The sequence below is a fragment of the Bradyrhizobium embrapense genome (assembly GCF_001189235.2).
In the GTDB taxonomy this organism is placed as follows: Bacteria; Pseudomonadota; Alphaproteobacteria; order Rhizobiales; family Xanthobacteraceae; genus Bradyrhizobium; species Bradyrhizobium embrapense.
The window spans coordinates 598021-622500 of record NZ_LFIP02000005.1; the positions used below are offsets into that span (position 1 = coordinate 598021).

18 protein-coding genes, 2 tRNA genes, 2 rRNA genes and 1 riboswitch (1 of these 23 only partly in view) are annotated in these 24480 nt (G+C 63.4%); of the genes, 12 read left to right on the forward strand and 10 right to left on the reverse strand.

Going from position 1 to position 24480, the window contains the following annotated elements; all coding sequences use genetic code 11:
- Positions 1-83: 83 nt before the first annotated feature.
- Positions 84-692, reverse strand: a complete 609-nt coding sequence (locus AKN83_RS25355; protein ID WP_050405020.1) for a gamma-glutamylcyclotransferase — start codon at positions 690-692, stop codon at positions 84-86.
- Positions 693-868: 176 nt separating this feature from the next.
- On the opposite strand from AKN83_RS25355, the gene AKN83_RS25360 reads away from it, so the two are divergent.
- From AKN83_RS25360 to AKN83_RS25370, 3 genes are all read left to right on the forward strand, one after another.
- Complete coding sequence (locus tag AKN83_RS25360; RefSeq protein ID WP_050405019.1) at positions 869-2056, forward strand: DUF2125 domain-containing protein; 1188 nt, start codon at positions 869-871, stop codon at positions 2054-2056.
- 307 nt (positions 2057-2363) lie between these two features.
- Positions 2364-3932 carry a hypothetical protein gene (locus tag AKN83_RS25365; RefSeq protein ID WP_244522085.1) on the forward strand — a complete coding sequence of 523 codons (1569 nt, stop codon included), beginning with the start codon at positions 2364-2366 and terminating at the stop codon, positions 3930-3932.
- A 133-nt stretch (positions 3933-4065) separates the two neighbouring features.
- Complete coding sequence (locus tag AKN83_RS25370; RefSeq protein ID WP_244522086.1) at positions 4066-4545, forward strand: hypothetical protein; 480 nt, start codon at positions 4066-4068, stop codon at positions 4543-4545.
- Positions 4546-4694: 149 nt separating this feature from the next.
- Here AKN83_RS25370 and AKN83_RS25375 read toward each other — a convergent pair whose 3' ends face one another.
- Genes AKN83_RS25375 through AKN83_RS25385 form a run of 3 tightly spaced genes read right to left on the reverse strand, consistent with a single transcriptional unit; the run spans position 4695 to position 7606 of the window.
- Entirely contained in the window at positions 4695-5627 is a 933-nt protein-coding gene (locus tag AKN83_RS25375; protein ID WP_050405036.1) for a prephenate/arogenate dehydrogenase family protein, read from the reverse strand.
- 8 nt (positions 5628-5635) lie between these two features.
- The gene (hisC, locus tag AKN83_RS25380; protein WP_050405035.1) at positions 5636-6733 is read right to left on the reverse strand and encodes a histidinol-phosphate transaminase; all 1098 of its coding nucleotides are present in this window, start codon (positions 6731-6733) and stop codon (positions 5636-5638) included.
- A 24-nt stretch (positions 6734-6757) separates the two neighbouring features.
- The gene (locus AKN83_RS25385; RefSeq protein ID WP_050405016.1) at positions 6758-7606 is read right to left on the reverse strand and encodes a chorismate mutase; all 849 of its coding nucleotides are present in this window, start codon (positions 7604-7606) and stop codon (positions 6758-6760) included.
- A gap of 185 nt (positions 7607-7791) precedes the next feature.
- Positions 7792-7871, forward strand: a riboswitch (SAM riboswitch).
- Positions 7872-7955: 84 nt separating this feature from the next.
- Between AKN83_RS25385 and metX the strand changes: the two genes are divergently transcribed.
- Together metX and metW are read left to right on the forward strand one after the other, a co-directional pair.
- The gene (gene metX, locus AKN83_RS25390; protein ID WP_050405015.1) at positions 7956-9161 is read left to right on the forward strand and encodes a homoserine O-acetyltransferase MetX; all 1206 of its coding nucleotides are present in this window, start codon (positions 7956-7958) and stop codon (positions 9159-9161) included.
- Entirely contained in the window at positions 9158-9823 is a 666-nt protein-coding gene (metW, locus tag AKN83_RS25395; protein WP_050405014.1) for a methionine biosynthesis protein MetW, read from the forward strand. The genes metX and metW overlap by 4 nt, the downstream gene beginning before the upstream one ends.
- 146 nt (positions 9824-9969) lie before the next feature.
- On the opposite strand, the gene AKN83_RS25400 is transcribed toward metW, so the two are convergent.
- The gene (locus AKN83_RS25400; protein WP_050405013.1) at positions 9970-10842 is read right to left on the reverse strand and encodes an alpha/beta fold hydrolase; all 873 of its coding nucleotides are present in this window, start codon (positions 10840-10842) and stop codon (positions 9970-9972) included.
- A gap of 245 nt (positions 10843-11087) precedes the next feature.
- Between AKN83_RS25400 and AKN83_RS25405 the strand changes: the two genes are divergently transcribed.
- Positions 11088-11762: a TIGR02594 family protein gene (locus AKN83_RS25405; RefSeq protein WP_050405012.1), complete on the forward strand. Its 675-nt coding sequence runs from the start codon at positions 11088-11090 to the stop codon at positions 11760-11762.
- A 79-nt stretch (positions 11763-11841) separates the two neighbouring features.
- Here the strand turns inward: AKN83_RS25405 and AKN83_RS25410 are convergent, their stop codons facing one another.
- From AKN83_RS25410 to AKN83_RS25420, 3 genes are all read right to left on the reverse strand, one after another.
- Positions 11842-12774, reverse strand: a complete 933-nt coding sequence (locus AKN83_RS25410) for a YARHG domain-containing protein (protein ID WP_050405011.1) — start codon at positions 12772-12774, stop codon at positions 11842-11844.
- 133 nt (positions 12775-12907) lie between these two features.
- Positions 12908-13690: an MOSC domain-containing protein gene (locus tag AKN83_RS25415; protein ID WP_050405010.1), complete on the reverse strand. Its 783-nt coding sequence runs from the start codon at positions 13688-13690 to the stop codon at positions 12908-12910.
- Positions 13691-13745: 55 nt separating this feature from the next.
- Entirely contained in the window at positions 13746-14261 is a 516-nt protein-coding gene (locus tag AKN83_RS25420) for a GNAT family N-acetyltransferase (protein WP_050405009.1), read from the reverse strand.
- A 57-nt stretch (positions 14262-14318) separates the two neighbouring features.
- Between AKN83_RS25420 and AKN83_RS25425 the strand changes: the two genes are divergently transcribed.
- Positions 14319-14882: a helix-turn-helix domain-containing protein gene (locus AKN83_RS25425; RefSeq protein ID WP_050405008.1), complete on the forward strand. Its 564-nt coding sequence runs from the start codon at positions 14319-14321 to the stop codon at positions 14880-14882.
- A 192-nt stretch (positions 14883-15074) separates the two neighbouring features.
- Positions 15075-17726 (forward strand): ATP-dependent chaperone ClpB, encoded by a 2652-nt coding sequence (clpB, locus tag AKN83_RS25430; RefSeq protein WP_050405007.1) that lies wholly within the window; start codon positions 15075-15077, stop codon positions 17724-17726.
- A 53-nt stretch (positions 17727-17779) separates the two neighbouring features.
- Here clpB and AKN83_RS25435 read toward each other — a convergent pair whose 3' ends face one another.
- Both AKN83_RS25435 and AKN83_RS25440 read right to left on the reverse strand, forming a co-directional pair.
- On the reverse strand, positions 17780-18046 hold the full coding sequence (locus tag AKN83_RS25435) for a hypothetical protein (protein WP_050405006.1): 267 nt from the start codon (positions 18044-18046) through the stop codon (positions 17780-17782).
- A gap of 105 nt (positions 18047-18151) precedes the next feature.
- Positions 18152-20215, reverse strand: coding sequence for a M23 family metallopeptidase (locus AKN83_RS25440; protein WP_050405005.1), 2064 nt, complete (start codon positions 20213-20215; stop codon positions 18152-18154).
- Positions 20216-21219: 1004 nt separating this feature from the next.
- Here AKN83_RS25440 and AKN83_RS25445 point away from each other — a divergent pair.
- From AKN83_RS25445 to AKN83_RS25460, 4 genes are all read left to right on the forward strand, one after another.
- Positions 21220-22708 (forward strand): 16S ribosomal RNA (locus AKN83_RS25445).
- A gap of 210 nt (positions 22709-22918) precedes the next feature.
- Positions 22919-22995: transfer RNA gene (locus AKN83_RS25450), tRNA-Ile, on the forward strand.
- 35 nt (positions 22996-23030) lie between these two features.
- A tRNA-Ala gene (locus AKN83_RS25455) sits at positions 23031-23106 on the forward strand.
- Positions 23107-23521: 415 nt separating this feature from the next.
- Positions 23522-24480 (forward strand): 23S ribosomal RNA (locus AKN83_RS25460); it runs 1881 nt beyond the window's last position.
- The 16S and 23S rRNA genes sit together here with 2 tRNA genes alongside, the layout of an rRNA operon.

Sequence of the window (24480 nt, forward strand, 5' to 3'; positions counted from 1 at the left end):
TTGAGACCACAATATTGTTCGCGCCGTGGCAAAACTCCGCGAACTCTTCAATCTATGCGATCGATGCCGATGGCACGCCGCATTCAGGCCGGATCAGGTCCGCCCGCCGCGCGCGCATCGCGATGCAGTGCGGTGCCCGCGTCATGCAGCATCACCGCAAGCTGGTGCAATGGCGCATCGCGAAATCCCTGCTGCTCGATCGTCGCGACGGTCGACAGCACATAGTCGCGGTTGTTGCCGGAGCGGCCATGGCCCTGCTGCACCAGGCGCAGCTGCTCGGCGAGCGACAGCCGCCCGGCATATTGCACATGGCCGCGGTCGACCACATAGGCCAGCGCGGAGACGCGATCGCGCGCCGCATTCTCCAGCCACACCGAGCGCATCACCTCGCGATACACGTTGGTGGTCTGCTCGCGCGCCCGCAAATAGGCGATGGTGTCGTGGCGCAGGCGGGCGGCAACGCGGAACGCGATGCCGCGGCAGGCGCCGCCGCGGTCGAGCCCGAGCACCAGTCCCGGCTTCTCCGGCGTGCCGCGGTGGTCGAACGAATAGACGCAGAGCGCGCGATGCTCGCCGATCAGCCGTGCCGGCACCTGCTCGAGGAACTCGAAGCCCGGCTTCCACATCAGCGAGCCGTAGCCGAACACCCAGAGGTCGCCGTCGGTTTCGGAGTGGGGAGGATTTGCTGACATCGCGGAGATGGGCTAGCAGAACACGAGGTCGAAGCGAAGCAGATTCCGTGATGTTTCCAAGGGTTACCTAAGGGTTACGCAAAGGTTGCGCGAGGGTTGCGCAACAGCAACGTAAGGTTTGCCCGCGGCTTGCTGCCGCTTCGATTTTGACAAATTCGCGCTCCAAAGGACGCCGCATGTCCGATATGACCTCCGCCCCCCGCCGTCGCTCGCGCTTCGGCCTTTATGCCGTCCCCGTCGCGGTGCTGATCGCCGCGGTGCTGTGGAGCGGCTTCTGGTTCTTCGCCGCCTCGCAGGTCGGGGTGCAGGCCGATGCCTGGCGCGCGCAGGAGGCGAAGGCCGGCCGGGTCTATGACTGCGACAAGCGCTCGGTGGCGGGCTACCCGTTCCGGCTCGAAATCCGCTGCGAGCAGCCCAGCGTGATGCTGGTGTCGCAGACTGCCTCGCCGCAAATGTCGTTCGTGGCGCGGCTCGCCGAGATCCTGGTCGTGGCGCAGATCTACGATCCCAAGCTCGTGATCGCGGAGTTCAAGGGCCCGGCCACGATCGCCGAGCGCAACGCGCAGCCGACGCTGCAGGTCAATTGGAGCCTCGGACGCTCCAGCGTGGTCGGCCTGCCGGCGGTGCCGCAGCGCGCCTCGCTGCTGTTCGACAATCTCGCGGTCGATCGCACCGGCGGTGCCGCGCCGACGCCGCTGATGCGCGTCAACCATATCGAGCTGCACGGCCGGCAGGTCGAAGGCTCGGCGCCGGACAGCCCGGCGATCGAGACCGTGCTGCAGATTGCCGGCGGCACCCTGCAGGACGTGCATCCGCTGCTCACCCAGCCGTTCAACGCGGACATTCATGCGCGGCTGAACGGCCTGAAGGATTTTTCGCCGAAGCCCTGGCCGGATCGCTTCCGCGAGATCCAGGCGGCCGGCGGCAGCGTCGAGATCCAGCAGTCGCGGATCGAGCAGGGCGATGTGCTGTCGGTTGCGGCCGGTACGCTCCGCCTCAACGCGCAAGGCCGCATCGAGGGCGAGTTGCAGATGACGGTCGCCGGCCTCGAGCGCGTCATTCCCGCGCTCGGCATCGACAAGATGCTGGAGGATGGCGTGCCGCAGTCAACGCTCGATCGCGTCGCGCCCGGTGTGAAGAGCCAGGACCTCAGCAATTTGTTTGGCGCGCTTGATCGCGCGATCCCCGGCCTCGGCAAGGTGATCAAGCAGAACGCCAATGCCGGCATCTCCGCCGGCATCAATTCGCTCGGCACGGAAGCTGCGCTCGAAGGCAAGAAGGCGCGCAGCTTTCCGCTGCGCTTCGCCGACGGCGCGGTGTTTTTGGGCCCGCTGAAAGTCGCGCAGATTCCGCCGCTGTTCTGAGCGCTTCCGTCGTTGCGAGCCACCCGGTCGGCGCGAAGCGCCGCCGGATGACAGGCTCCGCGAAGCAATCCATTGCGCCGCATATGCGGAAGCATGGATTGCTTCGTCGCTAACGCTCCTTGCAATGACGGAGCCGGCAAACAGGGCGGACTCCTTATTTCTCGCGCGCGATATCGCCCGTCGCGGCAAAACATTCCCGCGGTCGCGATGAGAAAAACGTGACCGGAATATTGCGGGCCATCGCGAATATCATTCCCCGAGTTCCGCTCTCTCTCGCCTGAGGAAACAACCTCGTGTGGAGGAAGCGATGCGAATTCTCGGGGGAATTCTGCTCGGCAGCATGCTGTTGTCGGCAGGTCCAGCGTTGGCGGACGACGATGCGTCAGAGCTGAAGGCCTTGAAGGCACGGCTCAGGCAGCTCGAACAGAAAATGGAAGTGCAGGCGCGCAAGGAGGAGGCACTGGCGGCAAGACAGAGCGCAATGCAGAACACGCGGATGGCGGCCAAGGCGCCGGTGCCGTTCGATCCCTGCGCCTCGGGCAAGCTGTGCTACAAGGGCGTCACCTTCACCTTCGGCGGCTGGGTCGATCTCACCGGCATCTATCGCAGCCGCAATCTCGCCTCGGATTCGGGCTCGATCTACAACTTCATCCCGTTCCAGCAGAGCAAGAACTACAACACCGGCGAGTCGCGCTTCACCGCGCGCCAGACCCGCTTCTCGGTGCTCGCCGAAGCCAATGCCACCGAGACCATCCACGTCGCCGGCTATGGCGAGCTCGATTTCGAAGGCGCGGCGCAGACCGCCAATTCGGTTGCGACCAACTCGTTCAACCCGCGGCTGCGGCAGGCCAGCATCGAGATCGATCGCAACGATCTCGGCCTGCATGTGCTCGCCGGCCAGTCGTGGTCGCTGAATACGCCGAGCAAGGCGGGCATCGATCCGCGCGGCGCCGATACGCCAGGCGTGATCGATTTCGAGCTGGTGCCGGGCTTCCTCGGCGCCCGGCAGCCGGGCCTCCGGGTCTGGCAGGATATCGGGCCCGAGTTCAAGCTCGCGGTCTCGGCCGAAAACCCGCAGACCTCGTTCTTCGGCGGCAACACGCCGCTGATCGGCACGCCCGCACTCGGGCCGCAAGGCGTGCTCAATCCGAACTTGCTGGTGAACCTGACCGGCCCGGGCGGCAGTTTCTTCAACAGCCTGAACAATGTCAGCCTCAACCACGTGCCTGATGTCACCGTGAAGGGAGCCTGGGATCCGCGGCTCGGGCCGTACAAGCTGCACGTCGAAGCATGGGCGCTGTATCGCGATTTTTACGATCGCTTCAACTTCGCCAATCACGACGTCAACACGGTGAGCTTCGGCGGGCACCTCTCGGCCGAGATCGTTCCGAAGACGCTGGAAGTGCAGGCCTCGGCATCCTATGGCTCGCTCGGCCGCTTCACGGCGACGCCGTTCCCGGATGCGACGGTGCGCCAGGATGGCTCGATCCAGCCGCTGCCAATCACGGCCTTCCTGGTCGGCTCGGTCTGGCATACGACGCCGGAGCTCGATCTCTACGCCTATGCCGGGCTCGAGAAGACCAAGGCGACCTTCTCCAATGTCGGCACGGTGCCGTTCGGCTATGGCAATCCGCTCTACAACAATCTCGGCTGCAACATCGAGAATTCGCCGGCCGCGACCTGCAACGGCAACACTTCGGAGGTCAGGCAGTATACCGTCGGCTTCTACGACACGATCTTCAAGGGCTCTTACGGCACCATCAAGGCCGGCGCGCAATATTCCTACACCCAGCGCTTTGCCTTCGAGGGCGTCGGCGGCGCGCCGAAGACCGACGACCACATCGTCATGACCCAGATCCGCTACTACCCGTTCTAAACGGTGGTGGGACTCGGCTGTGCAACCGCGACGGCTCAGCACTCTCTCCCCGTTCTTACGGGGAGAGGCGGAATTCGTACTGCTCTGGAAAGGACACCTGCAGATGAGGATCATGAGCAGAAAGGAGAGAGCCGTGCTCGCCCGCGAACTGATGATGGTCAGCCGCGCCGCGCATGTGTTGCAGCGAACCGGTCTGGCGATGGCCGGCGCCATGGCCGGCACCTTCGTTGCGGCCCAGCTTGCGAAAGGGCACATCGCTTTCTTCGGTACACTCGCCTTCATCGCGACGGCGATCGTGATCGGCGCCGTCGGCTTCTATCTCGGCATCGATATTCCAAGGCCCGCCCTGCGCGCCACGGGGCGGATCGATGCTGTCGAGCTGCTGAGCGCGGGCGGCATCTTCCTTGCCGCGCTGTCGGCATTGGTGTCGGTCTACGGCATCGTGTTCGATGAGATTCCGCCGCGTGCCTGGGAGTTCGTGATCGGCTCGCTGTGGTTCGGCGGCGGCGTCATGCTGGCAACCGCCGGCCTCGTCGGCCGCCAGCGGCTGACACAGAAGGTTGCGCTGATATCGGCCGCGGGGCCGATCCGGGATCAGCGGTTGCGACGGTGAGCGCCGCCGTTACCCTATCCATCCGCTCAGAGCGGCCAAGCGAGATGCACAGCTCGGACGATTCATGTCGCGGGAATGCGGACGTGTGACTCTCCGGCCGAACCACATGTGGGCCCGGCTTTGGCCGGGACGACGAGTGGAAAGAGCGCCTACTTCGTCAAATTCGCATGCGGCCGGCCGAAATCGGGCGCGGCGGAATCCTGGCCGATCTCGACGATGCCGCGGCGGATGGCGCGAGTGCGGGTGAAATGGTCGAACAGCGCTTCGCCGTCGCCGCGCCGGATCGCGCGGGTGAGCTTCGACAGATCCTCGGTGAAGGTGCCGAGCATCTCGAGTACGGCGTCCTTGTTGGCGAGGAACACGTCGCGCCACATCGTCGGGTCCGAGGCCGCGATACGGGTGAAGTCGCGGAAGCCGCCGGCGGAGAACTTGATGACCTCGGATTCCGTCACCTGCGCCAGCTCGTCGGCGGTGCCGACGATGGTGTAGGCGATCAGATGTGGCAGATGGCTGGTGATCGCGAGCACGAGATCGTGATGATCCGGCGTCATGATCTCGACCTTGGCGCCGAGCGCGGCCCAGAATGTGCGCAGCCGGTCGGTCGCCACAGGATCGGTGCCCTCGGGCGGCGTGAGAATGCACCAGCGGTTGATGAAGAGTTCGGCGAAGCCGGAATCCGGGCCCGAGTGCTCGGTGCCGGCCACCGGGTGCGCCGGCACGAAGTGCACGCCGTCAGGCAGATGCGGCGCCATGTCCTTGACGACGGCTCCCTTCACCGAGCCGACGTCGGAGATGATGGCACCGGGTTTCAGATGGCCGGCAATCTCGGCCGCGACCGGGCCGCAGGCGCCGACCGGGATGCAGAGGATGACGAGGTCGGCATCCTTCACCGCCTCGATGTTGGTCTCGACGACGCGATCGACGATGCCGAGCTCGGCGACGCGGGCGCGCGTCTTCGAAGAGCGCGCGGTGGTCACGATCTCGCCGACCAGGCCCTGCGCGCGTGCGCCGCGCGCGATCGAGCCGCCGATCAGGCCGAAGCCGATCAGGGCGATGCGGTTGAAGAGCGGAGCGGTGGTCACGTCGGTGTTCACTTTCCACCCAGGAAGTCGCGCAGGCCCTCGACCACGAGGCGGTTGGCTTCCTCGGTGCCGATGGTCATGCGCAGCGCATGCGGCAGCTTGTAATTGTTGAGCGCGCGCAGCACGAGACCGCGTCGCGTGAGATAGGCGTCGGCTTCTGCCGCGGTCTTGCCCTTGTCGGTCGGGAAATGGATCAGCACGAAGTTGGCGACGCTCGGCGTCACCTTGAGCCCGAGCTTGCCGATCTCCTCGGTCAGCCAGTTGCGCCATTGCTCGGTGTGGGTCCGCGACATCTGCACATGCTCGGTGTCCTCGATCGCCGCCACCGCCGCCAGCATCGCCGGCGTCGTGACGTTGAACGGACCGCGAATGCGGTTGCAGGCATCGACGATATGCGCCGGGCCGAACATCCAGCCGACCCTGAGCGCCGCAAGGCCGTGGATCTTCGAGAAGGTGTGCGTCACCACCGTATTGTCCGTGGTCGCGACCAGCTCGATGCCGAGCTCGTAGTCGTTGCGCGAGACATAGTCGGCGTAGGCGGCGTCGAGCACCAGCAGAACATGCGAGGGGAGTTCGGCGCGCAGCCGCTTGACCTCGTCGAACGGGATGTAGGTGCCCGTCGGGTTGTTCGGATTGGCGAGCCAGACCAGCTTCGTGCGCGGCGTCACCACCTTGAGGATGGCGTCGACATCGGCAGTGAAGTTGGTCTCGGCCGCGATCACGTTCCTGGCGCCGTTCGCCATGGTGGCGATCGGGTAGACCAGGAAGCCATGGGTGGTCGAGATCGCCTCGTCGCCGGGGGCGAGATAGGTGTGCGCCAGGAGATTGAGGATCTCGTCGGAGCCGGCGCCGCAGATGATGCGGTCGGGATCGAGCCCGTAAGCGCGGCCGATCGCCTCGCGCAGCACGCGCGAGGTGCCCTCCGGATAGTCCTCGAGATGGTCGGCGGCGGCCTTGTAGGCCGCGATCGCCTTCGCAGACGGCCCGAACGGCGTCTCGTTGGCGGACAGCTTGAACACCTTGCGGCCCGGTTCCGGCACCGGGCTCTTGCCGGGCGTGTAGGGCGCAATATCGAGGATGCCGGGGTTCGGCACGGGGCGGGACATCATCAACTCCGGATAAACAGACGGCTAGCTCTTTGGCGACCCGTTAGAGGGGACCGTATAGCGCGTTGCGTGGCTGCCGACGAGGGCCGACGAGCGGACCGAGGCGCCGGCTTCGATCAAGGCGAGCTTGATCTTCTCGAAGTCTTGCCCGGTGACCGAGACCAGCAGGGCGGCACCGTCGAAGGCGGTGTCGGGGACCGCCACGATCTCGGCGAGCGGGGCCAGCGCGCGGGCGACATCGGCGTTCCAGCCGGAGACGCGCACGCTCCACATCTCGACCTCCGTCACCATGGCGTCGTCGGCGACCCGCGAGATCAGGAACACCGGCAGCGCCGCGGGATGGTCGGCGCGTTCGAGGAACGGCAGTCGCGCGATGATCTTCGGCGCGCCATCGGTCTCGAGCGCATTCCACCACGGCGTACGGCTCGCGATCGCAGAGACCAGCGCGAGGTCACCCTTCGATTTGGCCACGGCCTCGATAGCGGCCTGGGCGCTGAAATGCGAGACGTAGGGCACCACGAAGCCGAAGTGAAACCGCGCCGAGTCGCGCATCGCGGATTCGCCGACCGAAACGTCGGCATGCACCGCGAACGGCGCCTGCACGTAGGTGAAGGTCGAGATGATGACGCGCCAGATGCTCTCGATGGTGTCGAGCGGCAGGATGCCGCGATGGCGCCGCACCAGCTCGCGCATCATGCTGGCCTCGCGCGCCGGGCGGAACGCCGAGCCGACCTCCTGAGTCTTCTTGACCTGGATCAGGCGGTCGATGATGTCGCCGCGCGCCATCAGCAGGCGGTGAACCTGCTCGTCGATCGCATCGATCTCCTTGCGCAGCTCCTGCAGCGAGGGTGGCGACGGGGGTAGGTTGGACATGCTCTCAAACCTTGTCGTCCGGGCGGCCCGATGCCGTGCCGGACAGGTCCCTGATTAGGAAAGACGGGCAGCGAAAGCAAAGAGAAACGTCGCAGGCGTGCCTTGCGCATTCGGTTAACCATCGGCGCCGGGCAAGGGGACGTTCGCTGGCCGCCTTGACGACGGGGGGCCTGAGGACTAGGTTCGCTGCACTCCGTGGTCATTTGAGCCGGCCGGCTTGCAGCCACGTTAAACAACTCGCTAAACAGGCCGGGGACAGATCAGCTCCCGGCCGAACCTTGTTCAGGCCGGGTTTTTTATGGCCTGATTTTCTGTTCGAGCCCTCCCGCGCGGAGGCAGGGTCGCCTAGATGAGCAACGTGCGTCCAATACCGAGCCCGCAGACCCCAACCGATGATCGCGCCCATGAGGCCGATCATCCGTCGTCATTGGTGGCGAAGTTCGGCATGGATCAGCCGCTGAAGCTGGATTGCGGCGTCGATCTCGCGCCATTCCAGATCGCCTATCAAACCTATGGCGAGCTCAATGCCGACAGGTCCAACGCGATCCTGATCTGCCACGCGCTGACCGGCGATCAGCACGTCAATAACACCCATCCCGTCACGGGCAAGCCCGGTTGGTGGGACACCATGGTCGGCGCGGGCCGGCCGATCGATCCCGACAAATACTTCATCATCTGCTCCAACGTGATCGGCGGCTGCATGGGCTCGACCGGGCCGGCGTCGCTGAACCCTGCGACCGGCAAGGTGTGGGGGCTCGATTTCCCGATCATTACGATCCCCGACATGGTGCGCGCCCAGGCGATGTTGATCGATCGCCTCGGCATTGCGACGCTGTTCTGCGTGGTCGGCGGCTCGATGGGCGGCATGCAGGTGCTGCAATGGACCGCGGCTTATCCCGAGCGCGTGTTCGCGACACTCGCGATCGCCTGCTCGACGCGGCACTCGGCGCAGAACATCGCGTTCCACGAGCTCGGCCGCCAGGCCGTGATGGCCGATCCGGACTGGCGCGGCGGCCGCTATGTCGACGAGGGCACCCATCCGCATCGCGGCCTGGCGGTGGCGCGAATGGCCGCGCACATCACCTATCTGTCGGACGCCGCGCTGCACCGCAAGTTCGGACGGCGGATGCAGGACCGCGAGCTGCCGACCTTCTCGTTCGACGCCGATTTCCAGGTCGAGAGCTACCTGCGTTACCAGGGCTCGTCCTTTGTCGAGCGCTTCGACGCCAACTCCTATCTGTACCTGACCCGCGCGATGGACTATTTCGACATCGCCGCCGACCACAACGGCGTGCTGGCGAAGGCGTTCACCGGCATCAAGACGCGGTTCTGCGTGGTCTCGTTCACCAGCGACTGGCTGTTCCCGACCTCGGAATCGCGCGCGCTGGTGCATGCGCTGAACGCGTCGAGCGCGCGGGTGTCGTTCGCCGAAATCGAGACCGATCGCGGCCATGACGCGTTTCTGCTCGACGTGCCGGAATTCCTCGAAATCTCCCGCGCCTTCCTGCTGTCCGCAGGCAAGGCGCGCGGACTGAAGGACGACGGCCAGTCATGAGCATGCAGCAGACATTGCCCTTGCCGGGCGTCGCGCCGGAGCGGACCGGCGGCGGTTATCGCAGGGATCATCTTTTGGTCGCCGAGATGGTGAGGCCGGGCTCGCGCGTGCTCGACGTCGGCTGCGGCGACGGCGAATTGCTGCAGCTCCTGGAGAGCCGCGGCATCGACGGCCGCGGCATCGAATTGTCGCGCGAGGGCGTCAATGGCTGCGTCGCCAAGGGCCTCGCGGTGGTGCAGGGCGATGCCGACACCGATCTCGTCAACTATCCCGATGACGCCTTCGACTATGTGATCCTGTCGCAGACCCTGCAGGCGACGCGGCAGCCCAAGGTGGTGCTGGAGAACCTGCTGCGGATCGGCCAGCGCGCCATCGTCTCGTTCCCGAATTTCGGGTTCTGGAAGATGCGGCTGCAGCTCCTGATCGGCGGCCACATGCCGCGCACGGAGAATCTGCCGGCGAGCTGGTACGACACCTCGAACATCCATTTCTGCACCATCAAGGACTTCGTGCAGCTTTGCGAGGAGATCAACGTCAAGATGGAGCGCGCCGTGGCGCTCGATCTCTACGGCCGCCCGGTGCCGCTCAACCTGCCCTGGTGGGTGTGGAACATGTTCGGCGAGCAAGGCGTGTTCCTGCTCAGCCGGGGTGGGAGGAAGTAGGAGCGGTTAGTTGCGATCGTCATTCCGGGCCTCGCGAAGCGAGAACCCGGAATCCATCGGGCCGCAAATTCCGTGGATGAACGGATTCCGGGTTCGATGCTAGGCATCGCCCTCAGCTGCGCAATTGCGCACCGGGGAATGACGGCCTAGACCGGTGCCGCCACCAGCGACCGCGGATCGCGCACGGGCCAGCGACCGGCCTCGACCAGGGCGATGAAGCGCTCGACCATCTCGTTGAACAGCGCCGGCTCCTCGAGGTTGAGCACGTGGCCTGACTTCGGGAAGAACGAGAGGCCGGCGGCCGGCAGGTGCGCCTTCAGGAACATGCTGGGCGCGATGCAATTGTCGTCCTCGTCGCCGCACAGGATCAGCGCCGGCGTCGGCACGCGCCTGATGGCCTCGGTCATGGTGTAGATCGAGGGCCTGCCGCCCTGAAAGCTGCGCATCGTGTTGGCCGAGCCCTTCGCGTCGTGGCGGGCGAGCGCGGCGTAGAAATCCGCGTGACCGCGCGGGTCCTTCACCAGGAACGGGATCCGGCTCGGCGCCTCGCGCGTCACCTTGGCGACCTCGACCGCGCCGATGGCCTCGTATTGCTCGGCATTGGCGCGGCACTGCGCGCGGAAGGCATCGAGATTCTCGAGGCTGGAGCCGGAGCCGATCGCAGCCAGCGTCATCGACAGCGCGCGCTGCGGCGCGTTGAGCGCGATCTGCAGCGACGAATAGGAGCCCATCGAGAGCCCGACGAAATGTGCCTTCGCGATGCCGAGATGGTCGAGCACCGCGAGCGCGTCGGTGTAGAAATGCTTGTAGGTGTAGACCTCGGCGTCCGCCGGCACGTCCGACGGCGTGTAGCCGCGCGCCGAATAGGCGATGCAGCGGTGGCCGCGCGAGAAGTAGCGCATCTGCGGTTCCCAATTGGTGTGATCAGCTGCGAATTCGTGCAGGAAGATGATCGGGGTCCCGCTGCCGGCCTCCTCGAAATAGAGGCGGACATGATCTTTCGTGATGGCATGGGGCATTGAAATTCTCCTCTCGTTGGCCGCCTCCAGATTTGCAGTTAATTTCCGCGGCCGCAATGCGGCAGTTCTGGCGATTTTCGTCACGGAAATTGCGCGGAATGACCCGAAAATCGTTCTCGCCGCGCCGCATGAAATCTTCCTCGCGCCACATCCCGATTTTCAAAACCCACCGCCGCATTCCCTTGGGTGTTTCCTTGGGAGCGCGACGGGGAGTTGGGGGGGCGTTTCAGAGGATCTCGTGAAGTATGGTTCAGTTGCTTGCGTATCGCCGGTCGCTTCGAGTCTTGGCGCTGGCTCTGTGTTCGCTCACTCTCGCTGTCGTTTCGGCTTCTTCGGCCTCCGCCCGCCCGCGTCATTCGCACCACGCGCATTCGGCCCATGACGGCCATCTCGCGCGCCACACCGGTCATCATCATTATTATCGGCACACCGCGCGGCTGTCGCGCGCCGAGCGCCGCGCACAGGCGGAGGCGGGCGGAGATTTCACCGAGGCCAACGCGGCCCGGTTGCCGAGCTCCGCTGAAGCCGTGCCCAACACCGGCGGCGTGAGCGCGACCGGCGGTTTCGGCTCATCCGGCATCGTCGACACGGCGCGCCGTTACCTCGGCGGCGGCAACCCGACCGGCCGCTCCAGCCTGTGGTGCGCGCGCTTCATGAACATGGTGCTGCAGCAGACCGGCCATCGCGGCACCGGCTCCGACATGGCGAGCTCGTTCGCCAAATATGGCCAGCGCGTTTCCGGTCCGCAGGTCGGCGCCATCGCCGTGATGGGCCGCCGCGGCGGCGGTCATGTTGGCATCATCACCGGCGTCGATGCCAAGGGCAATCCGATCATGATCTCCGGCAACAGCAGCCACCGCGTCCGCGAGCTGCCGGTCCCGCGTGGCCGGATCTACGCCTATGTAATGCCGACGAATTGATCAGGGACTGGCCACCTCTCTCAGAGAAGGGGGAGGTGGCCATGCGCGGTGCGACGTCAACCGATAGGGCCGGCTGGCCTTACTTCTCGTGCTCCTTCGCCTCGATCGTGTCGACGTTGGTTGCCTCGAGATTGCTCAGGGGGACTTCGACCGCGGCGGGTTGATACCAGGCGAATTGCGAAAAGTAGTTCGCGAGCACCTGATCCTTGAAGAACCGGCCATGCCGCGCGAAGATCTCGTTTCGCGCGATCCGCAGCTCGATCGCCGACATATCCTTGAGGTCTGCCTCGGCTAGAAATCGTCGATCGGAATCGGGAAAGAGAAAACCGTCATGCGCCTTGGCGCGCTGCGTGACGGAGGTCGGAACGGCGGGCGGCGTCGTGCGTCCGACGGTGGTCTGATCGCCCTGTCCGCCTGACTTCACCACGGTATGTTCGAACGCGGGCCCGACGGTCCATACGGCCAGCGCCAATGCTGCGGCGGCGAGGCCTGCGCCGTACTTCCAGTAGCGCTTGATCGGCGAAACTTCACGCAGCGGCGACCGCCCGGCCTCACTCAGGACCTCGTTGATCGTATCGATCAGGCGGGTCATGTGCATGCGAAAATCCTGACCCGAGTCGACCCGGGCGGCGTTGCAGAAGTGCAGGAAGCGAAGCGATTCCGGCAGCTCGGCAGCCTCCGGCATGGTTGCGCCGTTCACCAGCAGCGGCAGCAGCGTCTTGTTGTGCTTCAGCGCCGTCTCGATCTCGAAGCGCACGGAATCTGCGGGATCCTCCAGACGCGCCGGTTTCCCATCGTCGGTCTTGCCGATCCAATGCGGACCGATCACCGCGATGACGATGTCGCAGGCGACGATGGCCTTGGCGATCCGGTCGACGAAGTTGGCGCCGGTGCGAATACTGTTGACGTCGAAGAAGACGGATTTCTCACCGTACTTCTCGATCAGATGGTCGGCGATGCGGCCCGCTGTGTCCTGATCGACCCGCCGGTACGAAACCATGATCATGCTCATGGCAACCCCGTGCAATCAATTTCGACAAATTTGCTGCATTCAAAATTTCGAGTGAAGTCTATTGCACGCAACCGAACATTGCAATTCGATCCACGTTTATGCCGTCTTCAAGGAATACGGAACCTGGCGTGACCTAGTGCGGTTCCGCGACAATGGTGTCGCCGACGGCTGCGCCGCCGTCGCCGATGATCTCCGCGTAGATGCCGCATTCATTGTTGCCGAAGCGCTGCATCAGCGTGTTCGGGACCGAGAGGTCGCGCACGCCGGTGTCGGGATCGACATTGACCGCAGCACAACGTGTGATCCGTTTCACAACCCTTGCCCGCGCGCTGCCGATCGCAATGGTCTGGTCGAGCAGGCCAGCTTCATGCCAGGCCGGCCAGCCCTCGACATAGAGGTTGGCGCGGAAGCGCAGCGGATGCACCGGCGCCTGCACCATCTCCTCGATCGCCCGCAGGCTCGCCAGGTTGATGATCGATACCACCTTGCGCGGCACGTCCGAGAAACTGTGCCCGGGGCTGACCAGCACCTTGGGCGGCCCCTTGATCCGGCCGGCATGACGATCGGCGAAGTAGCGCTCGATCGCCAGGCGCCCCTCTGCCGTTTCGAGATCGCCCTGAGCCACCATTGCGCCATCCTGCCGCAGTGTCAGCACATGGCTGTCATCGTCGAAATGGGCCTGCAGCGGCGCCAGCCACTCGTCCCGCTGCAGCATCAGGAAATGTGGCTTCGGCAGCCATTTCGGCGCCGCCGGATCGAAACCGCTCGGACCGTTCTCGATCGCGTAGCGGCGATCCGAGCGAAGCGTCTCGCCGACCTTGAGTTCGGCGTGGGGCAGCGGCTCGGGCGTCAGACCCTTGACGGGATAGCGATAGATGCCGGTGATCCGGGCGGAGCAAGCGTGCGTATTGTCCATGCCCCGCTCTATCTTGTTTGGCGGACGAGGAGAACCACCGCCAACGCCAAGGCAGCTAGTCGGGCCGCGCCGCGCCAGGCGTGTCCAGCACGCGCTGCATGAACACGAGTTCGAGCCAGCGGCCGAACTTGCGCCCGACCTCCGGCATCCGCGCGACCTCGACAAAGCCGGCCTGCGCGTGCAGCCGGAGCGAGGCGGGATTGCCGCCGTCGATGCCGGCGATCATGACGTGCTTGCCGAGCGCAATGGCCGCGGCGATCAGCTCGTCGACAATGACCCGGCCGAGCCCGCGGCCGCGGTGGTCGGCATGGATGTAGACGCTGTGCTCGACGCTGTAGCGGTAACCTGGGAAGGCGCGGAAGTCGCCGAACGTACCGTATCCAAGCACCACGGGCCCTTCGGCTGCGACCAGCACCGGGTAGCCCAACGCCAGCCGGGCCTTCATCCAGGCCAGCCGTTCGGCCTCGGTGTCCTGCTTCTCCGTCCAGATCGCATTCGAGTTGACCACCGCCTCGTTGAAGATCGCGGTGATTGCGGGAATGTCCTGCTCGGCGGCGGGGCGGATAATCATTGGTCTTTCCTCGACGGGCCTCTTGCACAGGCCCGATCGTCCACTATATGAGACGTCATGTCAATTATAGAAGACAGGCCCGATGAGGCCCTCGGGCGGCGGGTTCGCGCCGAGCGGGAGGGGCGCGGCTGGTCGCTGGCAGAACTCGCCGGGCGGGCAGGCGTGTCCAAGGCCATGCTGAGCAAGATCGAGCGGGCGGAGGCGAGCCCAACGGCGGCGACGCTGTCGCGGATTGCCACGGCCTATGGCCTGACCATGGCCGCGCTGTTCGAGGTTGCCTCAGCCAGTTCCCGCCTGCAGCGGGCTAAGGATCAGCCGGTGTGGCGCGATCCAAAGGCGGCCTATCTGCGGCGGCAGGTGTTCCTGCATCCGGCCAATCCGCTGGAGCTGGTAGAAGTCGAGCTGCCTGCGGGACAGGAAGCCGGCTTCCCGGCCAGCGCCTATCACCTGATCCGTCAGGTGGTCTGGGTGATCAGCGGCCGCCTCACCTTGATGGAGGGGGCGGAACGTCATGAGCTCGCTGCGGGTGACCGCGTCGAGCTCGGGCCGCCGTCGGACATCGTCTTCCGTAACGAAACTGCTCAGCCCTGCCGCTACCTTGTCGCCATCGTGCGGCGCTGAGCTCGATCGGGTGAAATCGCAGACTGTGGCTCTTCCGTTTCGGAACCAAGTGCCCACATCTGCGGCAAGCCTGAAAAATGATGGCGACGACCAGAGGCTGGTTGAGGAACGTCAACGCGGCCCGCGGAAAACCCAATGAAGATGCCGGAACCACGCCTGAATGGGTGGTGACGGCAGGCCGAGGGAAAACGAATGAACATTGAGAAGTACACCGAGCGCTCGCGCGGATTCATCCAGTCTGCCCAATCGCTCGCAATGCGCGACGGTCACCAGCAGTTCTCGCCGCTGCATCTGTTGAAGGTGCTGCTGGACGACAATGAGGGGCTCGCTGGCGGTCTGATCGACCGAGCCGGCGGCAATTCCAGGGCAATCCTGAAAGCGACCGAAGAGGCGCTGAACAAGCTGCCGAAGGTTTCGGGTGGCGGTGCCGGACAGGTCTACCTGTCGCCGGAGCTGGCGCGCGCCTTCGATGCAGCGGAAAAGGCCGCCGACAAGACCGGCGACAGCTTCGTCACCGTGGAGCGGCTGCTGCTCGGGCTGACGCTCGAGAAGGGCAGCGAGGCCGCCTCCATCCTGAGCAAGGGCGGCGTCACGGCGCAGAACCTGAACGCGGCGATCGAAGCGCTGCGCAAGGGCCGCACCGCGGATTCCGCGACGGCAGAAAACGCCTATGACGCGCTGAAGAAATATGCCCGCGATCTCACGCAGGCCGCGCGTGACGGCAAGCTCGACCCGGTGATCGGCCGTGACGAGGAGATCCGCCGCACGATTCAAGTTCTGTCGCGGCGGACCAAGAACAATCCCGTCCTGATCGGTGAGCCCGGCGTCGGCAAGACCGCGATCGTCGAGGGCCTAGCGCTGCGCATCCTCAACGGCGACGTGCCGGAGAGCCTGAAGGACAAGAAGCTGCTGTCGCTCGACATGGGCGCCTTGATCGCCGGCGCGAAATATCGCGGCGAGTTCGAGGAACGGCTGAAATCCGTCCTGCAGGAGGTCTCGTCCGCCGAGGGCGGCATCATCCTGTTCATCGACGAGATGCACACGCTGATCGGCGCCGGCAAGACCGACGGCGCGATGGACGCGTCCAACCTCCTGAAGCCTGCGCTGGCGCGCGGCGAGCTGCACTGTATCGGTGCGACCACGCTCGACGAATACCGCAAGCATGTCGAGAAGGATGCCGCGCTGGCCCGCCGGTTCCAGCCGATCTATGTCAGCGAGCCGACGGTCGAGGACACCATTTCGATCCTGCGCGGCCTCAAGGATAAATACGAGCAGCACCACGGCGTGCGCATCACCGACTCCGCGTTGGTGGCCGCGACGACGCTGTCGAACCGCTACATCACCGACCGCTTCCTGCCCGACAAGGCCATCGATTTGATGGACGAGGCGGCGGCGCGGCTGAAGATGCAGGTCGATTCCAAGCCGGAAGAGCTCGATTCGCTGGATCGCGACATCATCCGGCTGAAGATCGAGCAGGAGGCGCTGAAGAAGGAGAGCGATGCCGGCTCGAAGAGCCGCCTGCAGACCCTGGAGAAGGAGCTCGCAGGGCTCGAGGAGCGGTCGGCCGCGCTGACGGCGCGCTGGAGCGCGGAGAAGAACAAGCTCTCCAACGCCCAGAAGCTGAAGAGCGAACTCGATGCACTCCGCGTCGAGCTTGCCAATGCGCAGCGCCGCGGCGAATTCCAGAAGGCGGGCGAGCTGGCCTATGGCCGGATTCCCGAGCTGGAGCGCAAGCTCGCCGACATCGAGGCGCAGGAGAGCAGCAAGCCGAACGGCGGCGAGATGATGGAAGAGGCGGTCACCGCCAACCACATCGCGCAGGTCGTCTCGCGCTGGACCGGCGTGCCGGTCGACAAGATGCTCGAGGGCGAAAAGGACAAACTCCTGAAAATGGAGGATGCGCTTGCCAAGCGCGTCGTCGGCCAGGCCGAAGCGGTGCGGGCGGTGGCAACCGCGGTGCGCCGTGCCCGTGCAGGCCTGCAGGACCCGAACCGGCCGACCGGTTCGTTCATGTTCTTAGGGCCGACCGGCGTCGGCAAGACCGAGCTGACCAAGGCGCTCGCCGCTGACCTGTTCAACGACGAGACCGCGATGGTCCGCCTCGACATGTCCGAGTTCATGGAGAAGCACTCGGTCTCGCGACTGATCGGCGCGCCTCCCGGCTATGTCGGCTACGACGAGGGCGGAGCGCTGACCGAAGCCGTGCGGCGCCGGCCCTACCAGGTGGTGCTGTTCGACGAGATCGAGAAGGCGCATCCCGACGTCTTCAACGTGCTGTTGCAGGTGCTCGACGACGGCCGCCTGACCGATGGTCAGGGCCGCACCGTCGACTTCCGCAACACGCTGATCATCATGACCTCGAACCTCGGTTCGGAGTTCCTGGTGAATCAGCCGGAAGGCGAGGACACCGCGGCGGTCCGCGACCAGGTGATGGGCGTCGTGCGGGCGCATTTCAGGCCGGAATTCCTGAACCGCATCGACGAGATCATCCTGTTCCACCGCCTGCAGAAGAGCGAGATGGGCCGCATCGTCGAGATCCAGTTCGCACGGCTGACCAGGCTGCTCGAGGATCGCAAGATCGAGCTCGTGCTGGATGCGAAGGCGCGGGATTGGCTCGCGGAAAAGGGTTGGGATCCGGCTTACGGCGCCCGCCCGCTGAAGCGGGTGATCCAGCGCAGCGTGCAGGACCCGCTGGCCGAGATGATCCTGGCCGGCGAGGTCAAGGACGGCGATCGCGTTGTGATCTCGGAGAAGGGCAATGTGCTGACCTTCAACGGTCAGGTGTCCAAGACCGCCGAGATCGTGCAGTTCGATGCCCCGGTCTCGAAGCGCAAACTGAACTGACGCGCGTGCAAAAAGCCCTCCCCGCGATCACGGGGAGGGCTTCGTCATCCAGGCTATTCTTGCGGAGCGGTCGGTGGGCTGAGCTGACCGGGCTCGTCGTCATCAGCGGGTTCGAGTTCGGACAGGATGTCGACCAGCTCGCGGGCGCGGCCGGTGGCCAGCGGCCTGCCGGCATTCATCAGCGGCTCGTCGTTGGCGAGCCAGGCCTGCGCCTCGGCGAGTTCGGCGACGGTTGCGCCCGATGCGATGATTCTGGCGATGGTGACATCGTCGGCGTGGCCGACGGCTTTCAGCACGTCGTCACGGGTGAGGTTGGTCATGCTTGCCTCCTCTGCACGGGGGGGCCCAGGTTGAACAAGCCGAATCCGGTGCGAATCGTTCCGTCCCGAACGGTTGCCGGGTTCCCGCCGGCAGACGGGACGCTATTAGCGGTTGGTGATGGAGCGCGTCTGCGACGTCGAGCTCGTGGCATCCGAGACGATGCGCGAGCTGCCGCGGCTGGACATCTGGGCTTCGATCCGGTCGCGTTCCTTCTCGAAGTTCGCCAGCATCGGGCCTTCGAGCGAGCGGCCGCGCGGCAGTTTCACGCGCATCGGATCGACGAATCGGCCGTTGACCAGGATTTCGTAGTGGACGTGCGGTCCGGTGGACTGGCCGGTCGAACCGACGAAGCCGATCACCTGGCCCTGCCGAACCTTCTTGCCGATCTCCATGCCCTTGGCGAAGGCCGACATGTGGCCGTAGGCCGTCTCGTAGCCATTGGAATGCTTCATGCGGATATATTTGCCGTACCCGCCTTCGTATCCGACCTTCTCGAGCACGCCGTTGCCGGAAGCGAAGATCGGCGTGCCGTAGGCGGTGGCCCAGTCGACGCCGGTGTGCATCTTCACATAGCCGAGGATCGGATGGCGGCGGCCGCCGAAGCCCGAACGCATGATCGCGTTGTTGACCGGCTTGCGCACCAGGAACTTCTTCGCGCTCTTGCCGGTCTCGTCATAGTAGTCGACGAGGCCATCGTCCGAGCTCTGGAATCGGTAGTACTTCTTGGTTTCGCCGCCCACGGTCAGCGCGGCGTAGAGCACTTCGGTCTTTTCGGTGCTGGTGACGCCCTCATCCTCGCCGGCAAAGAACACGTCGAACGAGTCGCCGGGCTGGACCTTGCGCTGGAAATCGACGTCATAGGAGTAGATCTTGACCATGTCCTCGATGACGGTCGGCGGCACCTTGTTGCGCAGCGCGGTCTCGTAAATGCTCTGATAGAGCCGCACGCCGCTGCCATCATCCTCGTCATCGTCGCTGGAATTGTCGGCGGTGTCGGTCGTGGTGTTCATGCTCTGCACGTCGACGGCGACGTATTTGCCGAGATCGGACAGGGCGGCGACGGCCTCGACGACGGATTCGTTGGCGACGATCACGCGATAAGGCTGCAGCCGGGCGCCCGGCGCCGCCGGCGCCATCAGGATCCGCACCTTCTGGCCTTCCTTCAGGCCGCCGTCGCGCCCGCGCGGGCCGAGCGTTGCGGCAATCGCCTTCGCCTCGTCGGGCGTTGCGCCCTGATCGCGCAGGATCGAGGTAATGCTGTCGCCCTTCTTGACGAGGTGAACCCGTTCGCCGACTGGATTGCCGCCGGTGACCTGCTCCTTGGTCTTCGGCAGCAGCGTGACGTTCTCCGGCACCACGCGGGTCTCGAAGCCCGCATAGGGATCAGCGGTGTTGCCCTCGGTGGCGTAGGCCATCCGCATGTCGGGTCCGGCGCCGGTCGCGTCGGCTGCCGCATTGGCAAGCGAGGCGTAGCGCACCGAGCCGCCGGAGCCGCGCCAATTGGCGGCATCGCGCACCCGCATCAGGATGTCGTCGAGCGCGACGACGGCGGCGAGCTTGGCTTTCGGCAGCACGGATCCGAGATCCTTGGTGACGAAAGAGACCTCGGCGTCGGGCTCGGCGGCAGCGGCCGCATTCGGATCCTCGGTCGCCGCCGGTGTGTCGGAGCCGACATCGGTCAACAGACGCTGCGCGTTGAAGGCGGGTATTTTCGACGACAGATCGCTCGTGGTCATCGAGAGATTGCCTGAAATCCGGATAAAGGGCCGCACCCGCATCACGTCGCGATTGCCGACGCGGGTCACGGTCGACACGCGCACCAGGCTGCGGGAGGCGGAGGATTCGCTCGGCGGCGGCAGGCGGTCGCCCTTGTGCAGGCTGACGACGCGATCATTGCCGTTGAAGGCACCGCGCAGCGCGCCTTCGACGCGCTCCGGCACCTTGGCGAAAGTCATCTCGCCGTCGAGCGACGCAAAAACGGCGCCGCCGATCAGGGCCGCGCCACATAGTCCGGTCAGAATGGTGCCGCTGAACCATTGTACGGAGACACGGCGGCGATCGATCACCGCAGCCTCGGTGCCGTCGACTGAAAGCGGCGGTTCGTGACCGAGATCGATCATCCCGGTCTCGCGCCCAATGCCGCTTCCGCGTGACGCCCGTTGGCTCAACCCGATATCCCCCCAAATTCCCGCAACTGCGATCGACCTCTGCTCGTTCTCGTCCCCGCCTTCATCCCCGGAAGAGGAATCCCGGCAGTCTGGCGAGCCACACGCATCGAAATCGAGAAGCCGATGGCCATTAGCTAGCCGCGATCTCGAACGTCAATGGTGTGCAGATCTCTCGATGTTGCTCGGCCGCGAAGGGAAGAGGCGACGGGTTCTTGGAGAAAATCGCCTGGTCCCCCAGAAAAACCACCCGAGCCCCCACAGGTTTCGAGCGGTCCAATGCATTCGTTATAGCGAGAACGTCGCAGGATTGTGGCTCAAGTGCGGCATTTGAGATGGAAAAGCTTCCTGATGCACGTCGATGCCGCGGCCCGGTCTGGAGCCCCGGGGAACCCGTTCCGGAGGGTCTCACGAGCTGCTCGGCGACAAACTTTTTTAAAGTTTTTTGGCGCGAGGGCTGGACGACGGATTTTTACCTCCAGCTTAAGTCACGGAAAGAACGAGAATTTCTTTGCACTGCACAAGCGATTTGGGCGTGCGACGATTTGTTGACAATGGCCGTTGACAATCCCGAGGGGTGGGGACTATAAACCAACCACTGAGCGCGGCGCCGCCGGGTCACTGACCAAGGCGAGCGAACGCGCCTCTGATGCTCCTCACTTAGATGAGTGACACAACAGCCGACATAAATCGGTTGAGGTTCACTGTCTGCCGGTGAAGGGTAGAACCACCCTCTAAGGGTGTGGGGTCGTCGGACCCCGGGCTGTTTGACAAGTGAAGATGAAGAAAGAGAAACGTGGACGGCGGAGTCCTTGCGTCTCTCGGAAAACTTGAAAGCTTCGGCTTTTGACTTCTGAGAGTGGACGAAAGACTTCGGCGGTACACGTTTTAAAGGTTACACCATCGCTGCCAACGATGTGAATCGCGGGCGGCTCGTTGATTTCGGTCGACGAAGAATGGTGGGACCTCGTCAAACGTTGTGATCAGCCGGTTCAAGGTTTCAAGTCCAACTTGAGAGTTTGATCCTGGCTCAGAGCGAACGCTGGCGGCAGGCTTAACACATGCAAGTCGAGCGGGCATAGCAATATGTCAGCGGCAGACGGGTGAGTAACGCGTGGGAACGTACCTTTTGGTTCGGAACAACACAGGGAAACTTGTGCTAATACCGGATAAGCCCTTACGGGGAAAGATTTATCGCCGAAAGATCGGCCCGCGTCTGATTAGCTAGTTGGTGAGGTAATGGCTCACCAAGGCGACGATCAGTAGCTGGTCTGAGAGGATGATCAGCCACATTGGGACTGAGACACGGCCCAAACTCCTACGGGAGGCAGCAGTGGGGAATATTGGACAATGGGCGCAAGCCTGATCCAGCCATGCCGCGTGAGTGATGAAGGCCCTAGGGTTGTAAAGCTCTTTTGTGCGGGAAGATAATGACGGTACCGCAAGAATAAGCCCCGGCTAACTTCGTGCCAGCAGCCGCGGTAATACGAAGGGGGCTAGCGTTGCTCGGAATCACTGGGCGTAAAGGGTGCGTAGGCGGGTCTTTAAGTCAGGGGTGAAATCCTGGAGCTCAACTCCAGAACTGCCTTTGATACTGAAGATCTTGAGTTCGGGAGAGGTGAGTGGAACTGCGAGTGTAGAGGTGAAATTCGTAGATATTCGCAAGAACACCAGTGGCGAAGGCGGCTCACTGGCCCGATACTGACGCTGAGGCACGAAAGCGTGGGGAGCAAACAGGATTAGATACCCTGGTAGTCCACGCCGTAAACGATGAATGCCAGCCGTTAGTGGGTTTACTCACTAGTGGCGCAGCTAACGCTTTAAGCATTCCGCCTGGGGAGTACGGTCGCAAGATTAAAACTCAAAGGAATTGACGGGGGCCCGCACAAGCGGTGGAGCATGTGGTTTAATTCGACGCAACGCGCAGAACCTTACCAGCCCTTGACATCCCGGTCGCGGACTCCAGAGACGGAGTTCTTCAGTTCGGCTGGACCGGAGACAGGTGCTGCATGGCTGTCGTCAGCTCGTGTCGTGAGATGTTGGGTTAAGTCCCGCAACGAGCGCAACCCCCGTCCTTAGTTGCTACCATTTAGTTGAGCACTCTAAGGAGACTGCCGGTGATAAGCCGCGAGGAAGGTGGGGATGACGTCAAGTCCTCATGGCCCTTACGGGCTGGGCTACACACGTGCTACAATGGCGGTGACAATGGGATGCTAAGGGGCGACCCTTCGCAAATCTCAAAAAGCCGTCTCAGTTCGGATTGGGCTCTGCAACTCGAGCCCATGAAGTTGGAATCGCTAGTAATCGTGGATCAGCACGCCACGGTGAATACGTTCCCGGGCCTTGTACACACCGCCCGTCACACCATGGGAGTTGGTTTTACCTGAAGACGGTGCGCTAACCGAAAGGGGGCAGCCGGCCACGGTAGGGTCAGCGACTGGGGTGAAGTCGTAACAAGGTAGCCGTAGGGGAACCTGCGGCTGGATCACCTCCTTTCTAAGGATGGTTCTTCAGCGAGCTCACGCTCACTATCGAACCGTTTTAGAAACATTCAGGGGCCAACAGTCCTCGGATTGTTGAGCTCCATTGGCGGGATTTCGCCGTCTTCGTTTCTCTTTCTTCGCGGACGAACACGCGCCAGGGGCTGAGCGCTGTGCGGTGCACCGACTTCACGTCGGGTGCGCGCCGGCATGTCTCTCGTGTTAGGGGCTTGTAGCTCAGTTGGTTAGAGCGCGCGCTTGATAAGCGTGAGGTCGGAAGTTCAAGTCTTCCCAGGCCCACCATTTTGATCGAGTGCGGAGCATTCGTCTTCTGGTACGGGGCCATAGCTCAGCTGGGAGAGCGCGTGCTTTGCAAGCATGAGGTCGTCGGTTCGATCCCGTCTGGCTCCACCAGATGGAATTGAAGCTCGAGAATGCCTCGTCAAAATCGTCCGCGAAACATCACTTCGCACTCATTGGTCCGGATGGACGGTGACGTGCGTGTTTTCTGACATCGTAAAGAGGAGATCGATCCGAGTTTGGATCTGCGAAGCAATTCGCGGGTACCATTCCTAATCTCCAGATCGTTTTCGGCGCTCGCGCATCGCAGTTCATCGCAAGATGAGTGAGATGAGCGAGTTGTAAAACGATCTTTGTAGCGAAGCTTGACCGCCTCGCTATCGGGCCGATCTTACGAAGCAAGCTGGTCTTTCTAGTCAATGTCCGGCTGTGCAATCGCATTCATCGAGGATGCGTGCCTGAGACTTCGGTCTTTGGGCAGTTGCGCAGACAACATTCTGCCGAGTGTGTGGACATTGATAATGAGAGCAATCAAGTGCCTTAAGGGTGTTCGGTGGATGCCTTGGCGCTGAGAGGCGATGAAGGACGTGCTACGCTGCGATAAGCCGTGGGGAGCTGCGAAGAAGCTTTGATCCACGGATTTCCGAATGGGGAAACCCACCTTCGATAGCCGGAACTCCAAGACCTTGTGTTTTGGGGTTCGACCAGAAATGGAAGAAATCAGACCGCGAGGTTTTGGATTTCCGGTTATCAAGAGAAGGTATGAGACCTCCGAATAAAATAGGAGGTTTTAAGCAAACCCAGGGAACTGAAACATCTAAGTACCTGGAGGAAAGGACATCAATCGAGACTCCGTTAGTAGTGGCGAGCGAACGCGGACCAGGCCAGTGATACATCAAAGACAATCGGAACCAGTCAGGAAAGCTGGGCCTCAGAGGGTGATAGCCCCGTACGAGTAATGCGATGATGTATCCACGAGTAAGGCGGGACACGTGTAATCCTGTCTGAACACGGGGGGACCACCCTCCAAGCCTAAGTACTCCTCAGCGACCGATAGCGAACCAGTACCGTGAGGGAAAGGTGAAAAGCACCCCGACGAGGGGAGTGAAATAGACCTGAAACCGGACACCTACAAACAGACGGAGCCCAAGATACGTTCTGGGTGACGTCGTACCTTTTGTATTATGGGCCAGCGACTTAATTTAACGAGCAAGCTTAAGCCGATAGGCGAAGGCGCAGCGAAAGCGAGTCTGAATAGGGCGTCAAGTTCGTTGTATTAGACCCGAAACCTAGTGATCTAGCCATGAGCAGGTTGAAGGTGAGGTAACACTCACTGGAGGACCGAACGGGTGCCTGTTGAAAAAGGCTCCGATGACTTGTGGTTAGGGGTGAAAGGCCAATCAAACTGGGAAATAGCTGGTTCTCCGCGAAAGATATTTAGGTATCGCCTCGGATGAATACCTCAGGGGGTAGAGCACTGGATGGGCT

What these genes read in the sequence shown, in the direction of transcription:
- metW (WP_050405014.1), top strand. Translation starts at nt 9,158, where the DNA reads ATGAGCATGCAGCAGACATTGCCCTTGCCGGGCGTCGCGCCGGAGCGG.
- AKN83_RS25385 (WP_050405016.1), bottom strand. Translation starts at nt 7,606, where the DNA reads ATGTCCAACCTACCCCCGTCGCCACCCTCGCTGCAGGAGCTGCGCAAG.
- AKN83_RS25410 (WP_050405011.1), bottom strand. Translation starts at nt 12,774, where the DNA reads ATGAGCATGATCATGGTTTCGTACCGGCGGGTCGATCAGGACACAGCG.
- clpB (WP_050405007.1), top strand. Translation starts at nt 15,075, where the DNA reads ATGAACATTGAGAAGTACACCGAGCGCTCGCGCGGATTCATCCAGTCT.
- AKN83_RS25415 (WP_050405010.1), bottom strand. Translation starts at nt 13,690, where the DNA reads ATGGACAATACGCACGCTTGCTCCGCCCGGATCACCGGCATCTATCGC.
- AKN83_RS25360 (WP_050405019.1), top strand. Translation starts at nt 869, where the DNA reads ATGTCCGATATGACCTCCGCCCCCCGCCGTCGCTCGCGCTTCGGCCTT.
- AKN83_RS25425 (WP_050405008.1), top strand. Translation starts at nt 14,319, where the DNA reads ATGTCAATTATAGAAGACAGGCCCGATGAGGCCCTCGGGCGGCGGGTT.
- hisC (WP_050405035.1), bottom strand. Translation starts at nt 6,733, where the DNA reads ATGTCCCGCCCCGTGCCGAACCCCGGCATCCTCGATATTGCGCCCTAC.
- AKN83_RS25400 (WP_050405013.1), bottom strand. Translation starts at nt 10,842, where the DNA reads ATGCCCCATGCCATCACGAAAGATCATGTCCGCCTCTATTTCGAGGAG.
- AKN83_RS25405 (WP_050405012.1), top strand. Translation starts at nt 11,088, where the DNA reads ATGGTTCAGTTGCTTGCGTATCGCCGGTCGCTTCGAGTCTTGGCGCTG.
- AKN83_RS25365 (WP_244522085.1), top strand. Translation starts at nt 2,364, where the DNA reads ATGCGAATTCTCGGGGGAATTCTGCTCGGCAGCATGCTGTTGTCGGCA.
- metX (WP_050405015.1), top strand. Translation starts at nt 7,956, where the DNA reads ATGAGCAACGTGCGTCCAATACCGAGCCCGCAGACCCCAACCGATGAT.
- AKN83_RS25435 (WP_050405006.1), bottom strand. Translation starts at nt 18,046, where the DNA reads ATGACCAACCTCACCCGTGACGACGTGCTGAAAGCCGTCGGCCACGCC.
- AKN83_RS25420 (WP_050405009.1), bottom strand. Translation starts at nt 14,261, where the DNA reads ATGATTATCCGCCCCGCCGCCGAGCAGGACATTCCCGCAATCACCGCG.
- AKN83_RS25355 (WP_050405020.1), bottom strand. Translation starts at nt 692, where the DNA reads ATGTCAGCAAATCCTCCCCACTCCGAAACCGACGGCGACCTCTGGGTG.